The sequence below is a fragment of the Caballeronia sp. HLA56 genome (assembly GCF_054655155.1).
This window is the reverse complement of record NZ_BAAHOB010000003.1, coordinates 154,882-169,814: the sequence shown is the minus strand read 5'-3', so window position 1 is coordinate 169,814 and position 14,933 is coordinate 154,882. Positions and strand designations below refer to the sequence as shown.

13 protein-coding genes are annotated in these 14,933 nt (G+C 61.1%); 9 read left to right on the top strand and 4 right to left on the bottom strand.

The genetic code is table 11. From position 1 onward, the window contains the following. Positions 1 to 20 precede the first annotated feature (20 nt). Genes ACYQ47_RS12755 through ACYQ47_RS12740 form a run of 4 tightly spaced genes read left to right on the top strand, consistent with a single transcriptional unit; the run spans position 21 to position 4,109 of the window. Positions 21 to 968, top strand: coding sequence for a sugar-binding protein (locus tag ACYQ47_RS12755; RefSeq protein WP_244831757.1), 948 nt, complete (start codon positions 21 to 23; stop codon positions 966 to 968). Between the two features lie 60 nt (positions 969 to 1,028). Further along, entirely contained in the window at positions 1,029 to 2,570 is a 1,542-nt protein-coding gene (locus ACYQ47_RS12750; RefSeq protein ID WP_459905574.1) for a sugar ABC transporter ATP-binding protein, read from the top strand. Between the two features lie 31 nt (positions 2,571 to 2,601). Then, positions 2,602 to 3,474: a D-psicose 3-epimerase gene (locus ACYQ47_RS12745; RefSeq protein WP_250528125.1), complete on the top strand. Its 873-nt coding sequence runs from the start codon at positions 2,602 to 2,604 to the stop codon at positions 3,472 to 3,474. A 26-nt stretch (positions 3,475 to 3,500) separates the two neighbouring features. Beyond that, positions 3,501 to 4,109 (top strand): NUDIX hydrolase, encoded by a 609-nt coding sequence (locus tag ACYQ47_RS12740; protein WP_250509179.1) that lies wholly within the window; start codon positions 3,501 to 3,503, stop codon positions 4,107 to 4,109. A 33-nt stretch (positions 4,110 to 4,142) separates the two neighbouring features. On the opposite strand, the gene ACYQ47_RS12735 is transcribed toward ACYQ47_RS12740, so the two are convergent. Continuing rightward, positions 4,143 to 4,985 carry a DMT family transporter gene (locus tag ACYQ47_RS12735; RefSeq protein WP_244831753.1) on the bottom strand — a complete coding sequence of 281 codons (843 nt, stop codon included), beginning with the start codon at positions 4,983 to 4,985 and terminating at the stop codon, positions 4,143 to 4,145. A gap of 109 nt (positions 4,986 to 5,094) precedes the next feature. Here ACYQ47_RS12735 and gcvA point away from each other — a divergent pair, with 109 nt between their 5' ends. Beyond that, a complete protein-coding gene (gene gcvA / locus ACYQ47_RS12730) occupies positions 5,095 to 5,982 on the top strand; it encodes a transcriptional regulator GcvA (protein WP_250469679.1) in 888 nt (295 codons plus the stop codon). 127 nt (positions 5,983 to 6,109) lie between these two features. Then, positions 6,110 to 7,492, top strand: a complete 1,383-nt coding sequence (locus ACYQ47_RS12725) for an MFS transporter (RefSeq protein WP_250494948.1) — start codon at positions 6,110 to 6,112, stop codon at positions 7,490 to 7,492. Between the two features lie 9 nt (positions 7,493 to 7,501). Here ACYQ47_RS12725 and ACYQ47_RS12720 read toward each other — a convergent pair whose 3' ends face one another. The 3 genes from ACYQ47_RS12720 to ACYQ47_RS12710 form a co-directional block, all read right to left on the bottom strand. Beyond that, positions 7,502 to 8,329 carry a phosphodiesterase gene (locus ACYQ47_RS12720; RefSeq protein ID WP_459905573.1) on the bottom strand — a complete coding sequence of 276 codons (828 nt, stop codon included), beginning with the start codon at positions 8,327 to 8,329 and terminating at the stop codon, positions 7,502 to 7,504. A 134-nt stretch (positions 8,330 to 8,463) separates the two neighbouring features. Continuing rightward, entirely contained in the window at positions 8,464 to 9,774 is a 1,311-nt protein-coding gene (locus tag ACYQ47_RS12715) for an SGNH/GDSL hydrolase family protein (RefSeq protein ID WP_244831749.1), read from the bottom strand. 105 nt (positions 9,775 to 9,879) lie between these two features. Next, positions 9,880 to 10,911, bottom strand: a complete 1,032-nt coding sequence (locus tag ACYQ47_RS12710; RefSeq protein ID WP_459905572.1) for a LacI family DNA-binding transcriptional regulator — start codon at positions 10,909 to 10,911, stop codon at positions 9,880 to 9,882. 199 nt (positions 10,912 to 11,110) lie between these two features. On the opposite strand from ACYQ47_RS12710, the gene ACYQ47_RS12705 reads away from it, so the two are divergent. The 3 genes from ACYQ47_RS12705 to ACYQ47_RS12695 are packed head-to-tail and all read left to right on the top strand — an operon-like array spanning position 11,111 to position 14,832. After that, positions 11,111 to 12,271: an L-talarate/galactarate dehydratase gene (locus ACYQ47_RS12705; RefSeq protein ID WP_250528131.1), complete on the top strand. Its 1,161-nt coding sequence runs from the start codon at positions 11,111 to 11,113 to the stop codon at positions 12,269 to 12,271. A gap of 43 nt (positions 12,272 to 12,314) precedes the next feature. Further along, on the top strand, positions 12,315 to 13,649 hold the full coding sequence (gene tcuC / locus ACYQ47_RS12700) for a tricarballylate/proton symporter TcuC (RefSeq protein ID WP_459905571.1): 1,335 nt from the start codon (positions 12,315 to 12,317) through the stop codon (positions 13,647 to 13,649). A gap of 31 nt (positions 13,650 to 13,680) precedes the next feature. Next, a complete protein-coding gene (locus ACYQ47_RS12695; protein ID WP_459905570.1) occupies positions 13,681 to 14,832 on the top strand; it encodes an epoxide hydrolase family protein in 1,152 nt (383 codons plus the stop codon). Positions 14,833 to 14,933: the final 101 nt, after the last annotated feature.

The window sequence follows — 14,933 nt, the reverse complement described above, 5'->3', positions numbered from 1 at the left end:
CAACGACTCTGGAGAAGACCATGACACGCACCATGCTCAGTGCCGTAGCCGCTACGCTCCTGCTCGGGATAGGCATTGCCCAGTCGCAGGCGGCGGACAAGAAGGTGTTCGCCGTCGTACCGAAGGCGCTCGGCGTCGCGTTCTATGCCGACGCGGAAAAAGGCTGCAAGGAAGAAGCCGCGAAGATCGGCGCCGAATGTCTGTTCACCGGCCCGGCCCAGCTCGACGACGCAGAACAAGGCCGTATCGTGCGCGATCTGATCACCAAGAAGGTCGCGGGTATCGCCATCGCGCCGAACAATGCGGATTCGATCAGCGGCGTCATCAGCGCGGCATTGGCGAAGAACATCCCGGTCGTGACCTTCGACTCGGACGCGCCGAAGTCCAAACGCATTGCTTTCATCGGCACGAACAACGAAGCGGGCGGCGAAGCGGCGGGCGAAGCGTTCGCGAAGGCGCTGCCCAAGGGCGGCACGTATGCGGTTCTGACGGGCGGTTTGTCGGCGGCGAATCTGAACGAGCGCATCAAGGGCTTCAAGTCGAAGCTCAATGGCGACTTCAAGGAAGTGTCGGGCTCGCCTTTCGCCTGCAACGACGATTCGAGCACGGGCGTGCAGCTCATTCAGGACATGCTCGCGAAGAACCCGAAACTCGACGGCATCTTCTTCGCTGGCGGCTGGCCCATGTTCGCGCCCGAGGCCTATATTCGCGCGGTTCGCAACAAGGCTGCCGATATCAAGGCGGGCAAGTTCGTGATCGTTTCGTTCGATACCTTGCCATCGCAGATCAAGCTGCTGAAGGAAGGTTATGCGACGACGCTGATCGGTCAGCGGCCGCTCACGATGGGCACCGAATCCGTCAAGCAACTCGATGCGCTGACCAAGGGTGGCAAGGTGCCGCCGGTCACGGATACGGGCGTGGATATCGTCAACTCGTCGAACGTCGATAAATTCGTCGGCGGTAAATGAACCGCGCGCGGGGCCGGCCACGCGCTGTGCCCCGCGTCATTCGTGAGAAAGAGTGCTGCCATGACCGTGCTGTTGAGCGTTGAGCAGATAACGAAGACCTATCCCGGCGTGAAAGCGCTGCAGGAAGTGTCCTTCAATGTCGAGGCCGGCACCGTGCATGCGGTCATGGGCGAGAACGGCGCGGGCAAGTCGACCTTGATGCAAGTGATCGCAGGGGCACATGCGCCGACCTCGGGACGCATGATGTTCGACGGTCAGGAGGTCGAGTTTTCGAGTACGCGCGATGCCGCCGCCAAGGGCATCTCCATCGTCTTTCAGGAGTTGATGCTCGCGCCGAACATGACGATTGCCGAGAACATCTTTCTCGGCGCGGAGCCGCGCATGGCGCGCGTGCTGGTCGATCGCGGCGTGCTGTTGACGAGAGCGAAGGCCGCGATGAAACGGCTTGGCATCGCACTCGATCCCGATACGCGTCTCGGCGATCTCACCATCGCGCAGCAGCAGTTGATCGAGATATGCAAGGCGTTGATTCACGAGCCGCGCCTTTTGATTCTCGATGAACCGACTTCGAGTCTTTCCGAAGCCGACTCCCTGACGCTCTTCAAAGTGGTTCACGAACTGCGCGCGAGCGGCGTGACCATTCTCTATATCTCGCATCGCATGCGCGAAGTGTTCGACAACTGCGATGCGGTGACCGTTCTGCGCGACGGCAAGCACGTGCGTACCGCGCGTCTTGCCGATACCTCACCCGATGAAGTCGTGCGCCTGATGGTGGGCCGCGATCTCGCCGAAGTACGGCGCATCAAGCCCGATAACGCGCATCAGCCAATCGTGCTGCAAGTGGATGGTCTGGGCGACGACGAGCGTTACCGCGACGTATCGTTTTCGTTGCGACGCGGCGAGATCGTGGGACTTGCCGGACTGATCGGCGCGGGACGTTCCGAAGTGGCGATGGGTATCTTCGGTGCGCCGCCGCCGAAGCACGGCAACGTCACCATCGAAGGCAAGCCCCTCAGGATCGCGAAGCCTCGCGATGCAATGAAGCTCGGGATCGGGCTCGTGCCCGAGGACCGCAAGGATCAGGGGCTCGTGCTCGGCATGTCGGTGGGCAGCAACCTGTCGCTCGCTGCGCTGGGGCTTGGGCGTCTTTCGAAGGGCACGGTCATTCGCCCGTTGCAGGAAGCGCGCATGATCGACAGTTACGTCGGGCGCTTCAACATCAAGACGCCGACCGTCGAACAACTCGTGGGTCTCTTGAGCGGCGGCAATCAGCAGAAGGTGGTGCTGGCGAAATGGCTCGCGTCGAAACCGCGTGTCCTGATCGTCGATGAACCCACGCGCGGCGTGGACGTCGGCACTAAAGCCGAGATTTACGCGCTCATGCGCGAACTTGCCCGAGAAGGTCTCGCCATTCTCGTTATCTCCAGCGACCTCCCGGAGATACTGACCATCTCCGACCGCATCCTTGTCATGCGGGGCGGTCAGCTTGCGGGTGAAGTCGGCTTCGACGACGCCTCCGAGGAACGCATCATGTCGCTGGCCGCGCTCGAACATGCTGACCCCGCGCATCCCGAGGTCAAGCCAAAAGGCTTCGTGGCCTAGCAAGTCAGGCAAACATCAAAGGAGTCGTGCCTTGAATAAAGTCGGCATGTTCTACACGTATTGGTCGACCGAATGGCTGGTCGATTTTCCGGCCGTGGCGAAGCGCATATCCGGCTTGGGCTTCGACATGATGGAAATTTCGCTCGGCGAATTCAACAATCTTCCCGATGCGAAGAAGCGCGAACTGAAGACCGTCGCCGACGATCTCGGCCTCACCGTGATGTGCTGTATCGGTCTCAAGCCCGAGTACGATTTCGCCTCTCCCGAGCAAAGCGTGAGAGATGCAGGCACGGAGTACGTCAAGCGCTTGCTCGACGATTGCCATATGCTCGGTGCGCCCGTTTTTGCAGGACTCACTTTCTGCGCGTGGCCGCAATCGCCGCCGCCCGGCATGACGGACAAGCGTCCCTACGTGGAGCGTGCCGTGGACAGCGTGCGTCGCGTCATCAAGGTAGCGGAAGGCTATGGGATCATCTACGCGCTGGAAGTGGTCAACCGCTTCGAGCAATGGCTTGCCAACGATGCACGCGAAGCGCTCGCGTTCTGCGATGCGGTCGACAACCCTTACTGTAAGGTGCAGCTCGACACGTTCCACATGAATATTGAAGAGCACTCTTTTCGCGATGCAATCCTCGCGTGTAAGGGAAAGCTCGGACACTTCCATCTGGGCGAAGCGAACCGCTTGCCGCCAGGCGAAGGGCGTCTGCCGTGGGACGAGATTTTTGGCGCGTTGAAAGAGATCGAATATGACGGGACAATCGTCATGGAGCCTTTCATGCGCAAGGGCGGAAACGTGAGCCGCGCAGTAGGAGTCTGGCGCGACATGTCGAACGGCGCGACAGACGAACAAATGGACGAGCGCGCACGCCGCTCCTTGCAATTCGTGAGAGGCCATTTGACGTGAACTGAGGCCGCATCGGAACCGACTACATGGCATCTTTGGAACGCGCTCGCCGCCTGCTTGCACTGGCGCAAACCGGATTGCACTACGCAACGAGCGTTTTCGATACCGAACGTTACGATGAGATCGCGCAGATCGCGCACGCTGAACTCGCCGCGCTCTCATCGACTGATTCGACCAAGATAGCCGAACTTTTCGCGTTCGAAACAGGCTATGCCAATCCAAAGCTCGATGTGCGTACCGCGGTATTCAATGAAGCGGGGCAGATTCTGCTCGTGCGCGAAATGGCGGACGGCATGTGGTCGCTTCCAGGCGGCTGGGCCGACATAGGCGTTTCGCCCGCCGAGAACGCGGCGAAGGAAGTGCGGGAAGAAAGTGGCTATACGGTTAAGATTCAGCGCTTGCTCGCGGTATGGGATGCAGACAGACATCCGCATCCACCATCGGTCTTTCACATCTGGAAGCTGATTTTTCTCGGCGAGATCGTCGAGGCGGGCGAGGTCATCGGTGCGGAAACGAGTGCCGTCGGATTCTTCAGCCTCGACGATCTTCCCGCGCTATCGCTTGGGCGCGTGCTGCCGCAGCAAATTTTCAGGCTGGATGAGCTGAGACGAAGCGGTCATATCGACTTCGACTGAAGCGACGAAAGAAGCGACACTGGAAGCGAGCGGTCAAAGCCCGAGACATATCGCGCCCGCCGCGACGACCATGCATGCGAGCCAGCGCTTCACGCTGACGGCTTCGCGCAGAAACACTCTACCGATCAGCACCGCGAACACCACGCTCGTCTCGCGCAATGCCGATACCGCGCCCATCGCGCCCGACTGCATCGCCCAAATGACGATGCCATATGCGCCGATCGATACCAACCCGCCCGCAAGCGATGAACCGATCGACATCGGGGCGGTGCGTATCGGCGTCCATAGTGCAGAGAGCCCGCGCGTCGCCATGAAGAGCAGCGGCATCAGCCAGTAGAACATGAACATCCACGCGGTATAGGCAAGCGCGTTGCCCTCCGACAAGCGCACGCCGATACCGTCGATCACGGTATAGACCGCGATGGTCACGCCAGTCAGAAATGCCGCCAACGCACCTGCGCGCGATACGTGGCTACCTTGCAGCGCCAGCGAGATGATGCCGCCCGAGATCATCACGATGCCGAACGCATGCAGCGGCCCGATGGCCTCGTGCGCGAAGAGCGCTGCGCCGAGCGTGACGAGCAGCGGCGACGAACCACGCGCAATCGGGTAAGCCTGCGCGAGATCGCCTCGCCGATACGACCGCACGAGGCTCACGTTATAGACGATATGCACGAGCCCCGATGCAACGATGCATGGCCACGCGGCGGAAGCGGGCATCGGCAAAAAAACGATCACGATGGTCGAGACCACCGCGATGGCAATGCTCATCCACGTCATGGAGAGGAAGCGGTCGCGATTGCCATGCAACATCGCGTTCCAACTGGCGTGAAGCACGGCGGCGATAAGGACGAGACCGCCGGTATAACTGAGCATGCGGATTCCAGGCTAAGGACGCGAAAGAGGGATGTAAGCAGGTTATCTATCTTGTGAGCGTGCGGCAAACCAGTTAAATTGGCCGCTCGCGTTAGATAAACTCTTTCGAATGAAACGAGTCCTGCCTCCGCTCAATGCACTGCGCGCGTTCGAAGCCGCAGGGCGTCTTGCCAGCTTCAAGGAAGCCGCAGCCGAATTGCATGTGACGCATGGGGCAATCAGTCAGCAAGTGCGCCTGCTCGAAGAGTGGCTCGGCGAACCGCTGTTCGAGCGGCATAACCGGCGCGTGGTGTTGACTCCCAAGGCAAAGGCCTACCTGGATGAAATCGGTCCGCTCTTCGAGCAATTGTCGCAGGCCACTGCGCGATACGGTTACCCTGGAACGGTTTCGCGCACGCTGTCCGTGAATGCGCCCGCCACTTTCACGTTGCGTTGGCTGGTTCCAAGGCTCGCGAAGTTCCACGCCGAGCATCTCGATGTAGACGTCAAGGTGGAGACATCGAACGCATCGGTCGAGAGCCTTAAAGATATTCACGACATCGTGATTCGCGGCGGTCCCGACACGTTCTATGGCTACTCTATGCGGCCGTTCCTCGTCGAGGAAAGAGTGCCTGTGTGCAGCCCCGCGTTAATGCAACGCGTCGCGCTGCGCACGCCGGAAGATTTGCGGCAGCATACGTTGTTGCATACGTCGAGCCTCCCGCGTTTATGGCCGGACTGGCTCGCGCGTGCGGAGATTCCCGCGTTGCGGCCTGCCGCGATCCTGACCTTCGATCACTTTTATCTCACCTTGCAGGCGGCCATCGACGGACTCGGCATTGCGATGGGACCGACCGCGCTCGTTGCCGACGATCTGGCCGCTGGCCGTCTCGTCACGCCGTTTGCCGAGCCGCGCCTGCCGTCGCGGAGCTATTGCACCTACGTGCCGGATGCGAAGTCCGACGACGAACTCGTCGTCCTGTTCCGCTCATGGCTCGAAGGTGAGGGAATACGCTGATTCACGCGCGGTACACGATATCGACATCATCGGCCTGTCACAGACCTCCGTCACACTCGCGCCACACGAATTTTCGTCCGTCACAAGTCGTCACGCTGACGAATCGCTTACGTATGGGAGTCACGCAATGAGCTTCGATCATCTGGACTCACAGCAGGTCCGGCGCTTTCAACGCAAGGTCACGCTGCTGTCCGCCGGAGGCACTTTCCTCGATGGCTTCGACTTGACGATCGTCGCCGTCGCGCTGCCTTCGGTGATCAAGCAGTGGCATCTCGGCGCGGGCGTGCAGAGTCTCGTGGTGTCGTCGGCGATCATCGGGGCCTTCATCGGCGCGGCCTGGCTCGGGCGGCTGACGGATCGCTTCGGCCGCAAGGCCATGTATGTCGTCGATCTGCTGGCGTTCGTGCTGTTCGCGCTCTTGACGGCCGTCTCACAGAGCGCGTGGCAACTCATCCTGTTTCGCTTCTTGCTGGGCGTGGGCATCGGCGCGGACTATCCTATCTCCGCCACGCTCGTCGCCGAATTCAGTTCGCGGCACAAGCGCGGACAGCACGGCACCTTTCTTGCGGCGATGTGGTTCGTCGGCGCGGTGGCCGCGTATGTCGTGGGGCTTGCGTGCCTGCCGCTCGGCGATAACGCATGGCGTTACATGCTGGGCGTGGGCGCCATCTTCGCGTTGATCGTGTTCTTCTTTCGCATGACGCTGCCGGAATCGCCGCGCTGGCTGCAATCCAAAGGCCGTCACGAGGAAGCCGAAGCCGTCATGCTCGCGGTAACGGGCGAGCGTGTCGTGCTTGCGCGCGAGGTCGAGTCGAAGGGCAGTCTCGCATCGCTCTTTTCCAGGCCCATGCTGCGCCGTACGATCTTCGTGCTTGGCTTCTGGTTTTGTTATGCAACTGCCTATTACGGCATCTCGATGTACGCGCCGACCATCATCTCGCCGTTCTCGCATGGCTCGCGCGTGCTGACCATCATCGGGTCGGGTCTCATCGCCATTCTCGGGATGATCGGCGCGATCATCGGCATGAATCTGGTGGATCGCTGGGGACGCAGGCCGCTGCTGATCACGTCGTTTGCCGGGCTTTCCGCCGCGCTTCTCGTGCTCGCGCTCAACTCGAAGCCGACCTTCGGCTTTCTGGTCGTGCTGTTCAGTTGCGCGGTTCTGTTCGCTAATTCGGGCGGCGGCATTCTCAACTTCGTCTATCCGACCGAGCTCTTTCCGACGAACGTGCGCGCGGGCGCATCGGGTCTCGCGACTTCCGTAAGCCGCATCGGCTCGATTCTCGGCGTACTCGTGTTCCCCAATTTCGTCGCGTGGTGGGGCGCGAGTGCGGCGCTGTGGTTCTTCTTCGGCATCGCGCTCGCGGGCTTGCTGATCTCCGTGTGGCTCGCGCCTGAAACGCGCAATCTGAGCCTCGAACAACTGAACGCGCTCGAAGAAGGGAACAAAGGCAAGCGCGCGGCGAGTGCGTCGAACGCAGCCGATGATCTCGGCATGGCGCGACGCTAAAAGCACCGCTTAGTCGATGAGCGCGTCGTTCTCGTCATAGAACGGATAAGCACCGCCGTAATCGCCGATGAATGCCGTATGCGTGACGAGCCCTTCGCCCGCGACATAGCGATGCAACTGGAATGCAGGCGGTTCCATCACGAAGCGGGACGGGCCGCGTTTGCGCAAGTCGAGCGCGACTTGATGCGCGGTCGACGGACACACGCTCGCGATCGTGCCGGCAAAGCGCATTTGAATGGCGCGATGCACGTGCCCGCACAGTAGACGCTCGATCTGCGGATGACGCGCGACGATAGCCGCGAGCTTCGCTGCATCGGCGGCATCGAGCTTTTGCTCGTCCATATGCTCGATACCGCAATCGAACGGCGGATGATGCATGGCAAGCAAGATCGGCTGCGCAGCGCTTCTTGCCAGCGTCTCTGCAATCCAGTCGAGCCGTTCATCGCACAGCCGGCCGCCTCCGTGTGGCGGGTCTTGCGAGTCCGCGACGACAATGCGTACGCCGCCTAGCTCGAACTCATACTGAACAAAACGCGCTTGGTCTCGCAGATACGCATGATCGCCGAATACCTCGCGCAGCGCTTCTCGTCCATCGTGATTACCGATGCAAAGGTAATACGGAATCGCAAGCGGATTCAGTAGCGTACGTAGATAGGCGTATTCCTCGGTATTGCCGAAATCCACGAGATCGCCCGTGATCAGCACGGCGTCGGGTCGCGGATCGAGTGCGTTGAGATGCTCGATGCATCGGCTGAGATAGGCGGCGGTATCGACACGTCCATAGGCGAGCTTGCCGGGCCGCTTGATATGGAGATCGCTGATTTGCGCTAATAGCATGAGAGTCGACAGGCCGTGCGGGTGCAGGGTCCATGCGAAGAATGGGCTAATCAGCAGGATAGCGCGGACAGGTGGGTAGTGCGCGGGAAGACGCGAATGCGAACGCGCGCGATGCGCGTCCGCATGTTCCTCAATCAATGATGGTCGTGATCGTGATCGCGGTCGTCGTCGGCCCTGTAGAGCAGCGAGAGATCGACAGCATTGGCCATGGCCGCATAGCCCGCATCGTTGGGATGCAGATGATCGCCGCTGTCATACACTGCGCGAATGTCGATCGGATGCGCCGGATCGCGCAGCACCGCATCGAAATCCACGACCGCATCGAACGCGCGGCTCGTCCGTATCCAGGCATTGACGGTCTGACGGATCGCTTCCTTTTGCTGCGTCCAGTAGCCTTGGTTCGGCGTGCCTTGCAGCGCGTTGTGGAACGGTGTCAGTGTGCCGCCCACGATCTTGATGCCGCGCAGATGAGTCCGCGCGATGATCTGCTTGTATCCGTCGATGATGTCCTGCGCCGGAACGAGTCCCGCCGTCGGGTCGAGCACGGTCTGAGGCCAGCCGATATCGTTGATGCCTTCGAGGAAGATCACCAGCTTGACGTTCGACTGGCTGAGGACATCGCGGTCATAGCGCGCGAGCGCACTGATGCCCGAGCCATCCTTGATCACGCGATTACCGCTGATCCCCTGATTCAGCACGGCATAGCTGCGCCGCGCCGAGCCGCCATTCAGCCGTTGCGAGAGATCGTCGGGCCAGCGGCGGTTCGCATCGACGGTGGAGGCGTAGCCATCCGTGATCGAATCGCCGAAGGTCACGACGGCGGGTGTGTCGCGGTCGGTATCGATCAGCACGCCGGACAGGAAAAAGCGGTTCGTGTATTTTTGCGGAGAAGGTTGATCGGCCGTGGCGGTGTTGTCGCCACTCGATACATACGCGTTCTGCACGGCCAGTTGATGTACGGTCTGTGCTTGCGTGGCGTCAGGCAGGAAGAAGCTCACGGCAATGTCCGCGAACGGCGGCAGCTTGATATCTACTGGATCGCTGAGAATCGGCGCACCCGCATAAAGCGTCACCGTGGTCTTTCCGCCGAAGGTAAGCGTGCGATCGGAGTTCGGCGCGATCTTCGCGCCGCCGACGGATAACGCAATATGTACCGGTCCCACCGTTACTGGCGTCGTGCCGAACTCGTTGGTGAGACGCACGCGAACGCGGTCGCCGCCAACGCTCAAGTGCACGACCTGGCGAATCGTCGTCGACGCATTGAAGCTCTGCGGCGTGGTCAGGTTGTTATTGCGATCGGCACTTGCTGTCCATGTGGAGATCCATCCATCGTCGCGGCCGTCTCCTCGCGATGCCGAGACGTTCGGCGCGGCGAGAACGAAATACGCTGCGCATAGCAGCGCCATCGCGCGGCCAGCCGCGCGGAAGAACAGACGTTCGCTCATGGATGTCTCCGTTATTTATTTGACCATCCTGTAAGGATAGCCAAGTAAATATGGACGACGAATTGGACGATGTCACTATCGTATACCCCGCTGCTTGCGGGCGTGTCATGTGCTTTCGCGGTCGATGATCGTAAAGCCCGTGTCGATCTTCACGCGCGAGGAAACGGCGCCCGTGCGGCCCTGCAAAAAACGCGCGAGCAAGGTATCGGCCGCTTTCATGCCGATGGTCGCGCCATCCACACGTACCGTCGAGAGTGCAGGGTACACGTGCGCGGCGGTGCTCAAGTCGCCGAAGCCCATCACGGCGATATCGTCCGGTACGTTCAACTTGCGGCTGGCGGCTTCCGCGAGCACGCCCTGCGCGAGCGTGTCCGAACTGCATACGACGATGCGCGGCGGCCGTGCCTGCAACAGCTTTGCCGTGCCTTCTCGTCCTGCCTGCAACGTTGCCGGCGCGGGCATTATCTCGAACGCGGTGTTCCTGATTCCCTGTGCCGCGAGTTGCGCGATCAAACTCTTGCAGCGCCGCAAACCGCGTGGATCGTCCACGGACAACACGCCGAAGTCACGATAGCCCTTCGCGACGAGATGTTGCGCGACCTCTTTACCCACCTGTTCGTGCGAGAAACCGATGACCGTATCGATAGGTTTGCTCGTGAGATCCCATATCTCGACAACGGGTATGTTGGCCTTCACCAGCCGCGCGACGGTGGCCTTGCTGTGACTGGTGCCAGCGAGCACGATGCCATCCGGGCGGCGTCCGAGAATGGCTTCGACGAGCGCTTCCTCGCGCGAGGTTGAATAAGCGGTCACGCCCAGCAACGTTTGATATCCCGATGCCGTCAGACGGTCCACCAGCGCCTGCACGGTGTCGGCGAAGATGGAGTTGGCAATGGTCGGCAACAGAATGGCCACGAGACGGCTTTTGCTGCTCGCCAGTCCTCCAGCGAGCAGGTTGGGCACGTAACCCGTCGCGCGAACGGCGTCGAGCACCTTCTTCTGCGTGTCGCTGCGCACGAGTTCCGGCCGGTTCAGTGCGCGCGACACGGTCATCGGCGCGACGCCCGCCACGCGCGCGACATCGATAAGCGTCACGCTTTCCGCCGTCGCCTGAACACCTTCGTCTTTCTTCGCCATATTTCCCCGACTTCGTTTTCTTCAAAGCGCCACGCATCGGATTAGACCATGAAGGCCCACCGATCAAAGACGTTTGCACTCGTGCATTAAGCGTAAACCATGATGATTGCGCAATCAATTAAGCTTGAATGATTGCGCAATCATTGTATGATCGACTCATCGCTAAAGGCTTCGAACTCGTCACTCAAGGAATCGGCACATGAACGCAACGTCTTCGCTTCTCGCAGGAACATCGAACGATTCAATAAGGTGGATTCGCGTCGCCTCCACGTTCTTGCCGCTCGCCAATCCCATCAGCGACGCCAAGGTGCTGACCGGCCGGCAGAAGCCGATGACCGAGATCGCCATTCTTTTCGTGGAGATCGAAACGGCCGATGGTCAACGCGGACTCGGCTTCAGCTATTCAAAACGCGCGGGCGGTCCGGGCCAGTTCGCGCATGCGAAGGAGATCGCGCCCGTGCTGATCGGCGAGGATCCGAGCGACATCGCGCGGCTGTGGGACAAGCTCGCGTGGGCGGGGGCGTCGGTGGGGCGCAGCGGCATGGCGGCGCAAGCCATCGGCGCGTTCGATGTCGCGCTGTGGGACCTGAAGGCAAAGCGCGCGAACCTCTCGCTTGCCAAGCTGCTGGGCGCACAACGCGAGTCGGTGCGCTGCTACAACACGTCGGGCGGTTTCCTGCATACGCCGCTCGATCAGTTGATGACCAACACCGACATATCGCGCGAAAAAGGCATCGGTGGCATCAAGCTCAAGGTGGGCCAGCCGGACTCGGCGCTCGACATTCATCGCGTGCAAACCGTGCGCAAGCATCTGGGCGATGCCTTCCCGCTCATGGTCGACGCCAACCAGCAATGGGACCGTCCGACCGCACAACGCATGTGCCGAACGTTCGAACAGTTCAATCTCGTCTGGATCGAGGAGCCGCTCGATTGCTACGACGCCGAAGGCCATGCAGCGCTCGCCACGCAATTCGATACACCGATCGCCACAGGCGAGATGCTGACGAGCGTGTCGGAGCACTGGGAGTTCATCCGGTTGCGCGGGGCGGATTATCTGATGCCGGATGCACCGCGCGTCGGCGGCATCACGCCGTTTCTTAAAGTCGCGACGCTCGCGGATCACGCGGGTCTCATGCTCGCGCCGCATTTCGCCATGGAACTGCATGTGCATCTCGCGGCAAGCTATGCACGCGAGCCGTGGGTCGAACATTTCGAATGGCTCGAACCGCTCTTCAACGAACGGCTCGAAACGCGCGATGGCCGCATGCTCGTGCCGACGCGTCCCGGTCTCGGTCTCACGCTCAGCGACCGCGTTGCGGGCTGGACCGCGCAGGAAGTGGAGATCGGCGCACGCGCCTGACGTTTCCATCGGCCAGAAAGAACGCTTTTCGACAGGAGTAGCGATGAAGGATTCCGCGGTTGCAAGCCCAGGCCTCGCGTCAGCGAGTGCGCCGGAGGTCGATAGATCGAGAGTCGCGATCAAGCCGATCATTCAGGTCGTCGCCGGCAATGCGCTGGAAATCTACGACTTCATGATTTACGGCTATTACGCGAGATACATCGCGCAGACGTACTTTCCGAGCGACAACGAATACATCTCGCTGATGATGTCGCTCATGACCTTCGCGTTCGGCTTTCTCGCGCGGCCCGTGGGCGCTATCGTGCTCGGCGCGTATACGGACCGTCATGGGCGCCGCAAGGGTCTCATTCTCGCGTTGTCGTTGATGTCGCTCGGCATCATCTCCGTGGCATGCACGCCTTCCTACGCGAGTATCGGTATCGCGGCGCCGATCATCGTCTTGCTTGGACGGCTGATGCAAGGGTTCTCCGCAGGCGCCGAACTCGGCGGCGTAGTGGTCTATCTCGCGGAGATCGCGCCGGCCAGACGCCGCGCGTTTTATACGTGCTGGCAAGCCGGCAGCCAGCAAATCTCCGTGATGGTGGCGTCGCTCGTCGGACTCGTTCTGCTTTACTGGCTGACGCAAGACGAACTGCACGCATGGGGATGGCGCGTGCCGCTTCTGCTCGGCTGCATGGTCATTCCCGTCATGTTCTGGCTGCGGTCGAGTCTTCAGGAAACGTCGGTGTTCGCGGCCAGAAAGCGCGCGCCGAAGATGTCCGAGATCTGCACGAGCCTGGTCTCGGACTGGCGCACCATCGTGCTGTGCATGGGCATGGTGTCGATGGCGACTGTGACTTCGCAGACCATCACCACTTACGCGCCGACCTTCATCAAGAGCCTGAATCTGGGCGCATCCGCGGGCTTCATCATTCTCTTTTTCGGCGGTTTGTCGGTGCTCGTCTGGCTGCCGATCATGGCGCTCGTGGCCGATCGCTTCAACCGTCGCACGGTGCTGATCGTCGTCACGTTGCTGGCCGCCGTCACCGCGTATCCGCTGATGTCATGGCTCGCCGCGCATGCAACCGTGCTGAGGTTCGCGGTGGTCGAACTGTGGTTCTCGTTCATCTATGCAGCCTACAGCGCCGTTCAGGTCGCGGCCATGGTCGAACTCGTGCCGCCCAATGCGCGCACATCCGGCTATGCGTTCGCGCAGGCTATCGCAGCGGCCGTGCTGGGCGGCTTCACGCCCGCCATCCTCACATGGCTCACGCACACGTTTCATAGCAGCGCGATGGTCGGCGTGTGGCTCGCGATCAACGCGGCGATCAGCCTCGCGGCGGCGCTTTGCCTGAATCACGAGAAGACGGGAGCGCGGCAAAAGGTCGAGTTACACTGAACCTCCGACCTTGCTGGAGTAGCGACCCGCCATGCACATCGAGCCATTCAAGATTGCCGTTCCCGACGAAGCGATAGACGACCTGCGCCGCCGGCTACGCGATACCCGCTGGCCACCCATGACGCCATCCGAGTCTTGGAAACAAGGTATCGATATCGCGTGGCTGCGCGAACTCGTGCAGTACTGGACCGATACGTTCGACTGGCGCGCCGCCGAACGCGAGCTCAACCGGCAACCGCAATTCATTGCGGATGTGAACAGTCAGCGCGTGCACTTCGTGCATCGGCGGGGCGTAGGTCCAAAGCCGTATCCGGTCATCATCACGCACGGCTGGCCGGGATCGTTCTTCGAGTTTCATGCGCTGACGGAGATGCTGTGCGATCCCGCATCGTTCGGAGCGGACCCGGCCGATTCCTTCGATGTCATTGTGCCTTCGCTGCCGGGCTTCGCGTTTTCCGCCGCGCCCGCGCAGCCCGGCACGTCCGCGTTTCAAGTCGCCGATATCTGGGCCGCGCTGATGCAAGGTCTAGGCTACGAGCGCTTCGGTGCGCAAGGCGGCGACCTGGGTTCGGCGGTGTCGGTTGCGCTGGCGTTACGGCATCGACGGCATGTCGATGGTATTCATCTAAACTTTCTGCCAGGCTCTTACGAACCATCGGTGGATCCGGCAAACGCGCCGACGAATGCTGCCGAACAAGACTTCGTGCGCGCGCGAAGCGAGTGGGTCGCACTAGAAGGCGCCTACGCGCACATGCACAGCACGAAGCCGCAGACGCTTGCTGCATCGCTCAACGATTCCCCCGTGGGACTCGCCGCATGGATCTGCGAGAAATTCCGCGCATGGAGCGATTGCGACGGCGATGTGGAGCGCAGTTTCTCGAAGGACGAGTTGCTGACGAATCTCTCGCTCTACTGGCACACGCAGAGCATTGGCACGGCGGTGCAGATGTACTACGAAAACCGCCTGCAACCCATGCGTTTCGCTGCGGGTCAGCGCGTGTTGCCGCCAGTGGGTTACGCGCGCTTTCCCAAAGAATTGAGCCGGCCGCCGCGCGAATGGCTCGAACGTGTCTTCGATGTCGCGCAATGGACCGAGATGCCGCGCGGCGGCCACTTCGCCGCGATGGAAGAGCCCGAACTTCTTGCCGTCGAAATGCGCACGTTCTTCAGGCGCTTTCGTTAGTCATGCCGCGGCGGGCGCCGCTTCGCACAAGGTCAGCGTGAACGCCGCGATCTTGCAGACCGACGCGGTCAAGCCAAGATCGGTCACGACGCAACATTCAG

Coding starts and splice junctions, on each gene's coding strand:
- ACYQ47_RS12755 (WP_244831757.1), top strand. CDS start 21: ATGACACGCACCATGCTCAGTGCCGTAGCCGCTACGCTCCTGCTCGGG.
- ACYQ47_RS12750 (WP_459905574.1), top strand. CDS start 1,029: ATGACCGTGCTGTTGAGCGTTGAGCAGATAACGAAGACCTATCCCGGC.
- ACYQ47_RS12740 (WP_250509179.1), top strand. CDS start 3,501: ATGGCATCTTTGGAACGCGCTCGCCGCCTGCTTGCACTGGCGCAAACC.
- ACYQ47_RS12735 (WP_244831753.1), bottom strand. CDS start 4,985: ATGCTCAGTTATACCGGCGGTCTCGTCCTTATCGCCGCCGTGCTTCAC.
- gcvA (WP_250469679.1), top strand. CDS start 5,095: ATGAAACGAGTCCTGCCTCCGCTCAATGCACTGCGCGCGTTCGAAGCC.
- ACYQ47_RS12725 (WP_250494948.1), top strand. CDS start 6,110: ATGAGCTTCGATCATCTGGACTCACAGCAGGTCCGGCGCTTTCAACGC.
- ACYQ47_RS12720 (WP_459905573.1), bottom strand. CDS start 8,329: ATGCTATTAGCGCAAATCAGCGATCTCCATATCAAGCGGCCCGGCAAG.
- ACYQ47_RS12715 (WP_244831749.1), bottom strand. CDS start 9,774: ATGAGCGAACGTCTGTTCTTCCGCGCGGCTGGCCGCGCGATGGCGCTG.
- ACYQ47_RS12710 (WP_459905572.1), bottom strand. CDS start 10,911: ATGGCGAAGAAAGACGAAGGTGTTCAGGCGACGGCGGAAAGCGTGACG.
- ACYQ47_RS12705 (WP_250528131.1), top strand. CDS start 11,111: ATGAACGCAACGTCTTCGCTTCTCGCAGGAACATCGAACGATTCAATA.
- tcuC (WP_459905571.1), top strand. CDS start 12,315: ATGAAGGATTCCGCGGTTGCAAGCCCAGGCCTCGCGTCAGCGAGTGCG.
- ACYQ47_RS12695 (WP_459905570.1), top strand. CDS start 13,681: ATGCACATCGAGCCATTCAAGATTGCCGTTCCCGACGAAGCGATAGAC.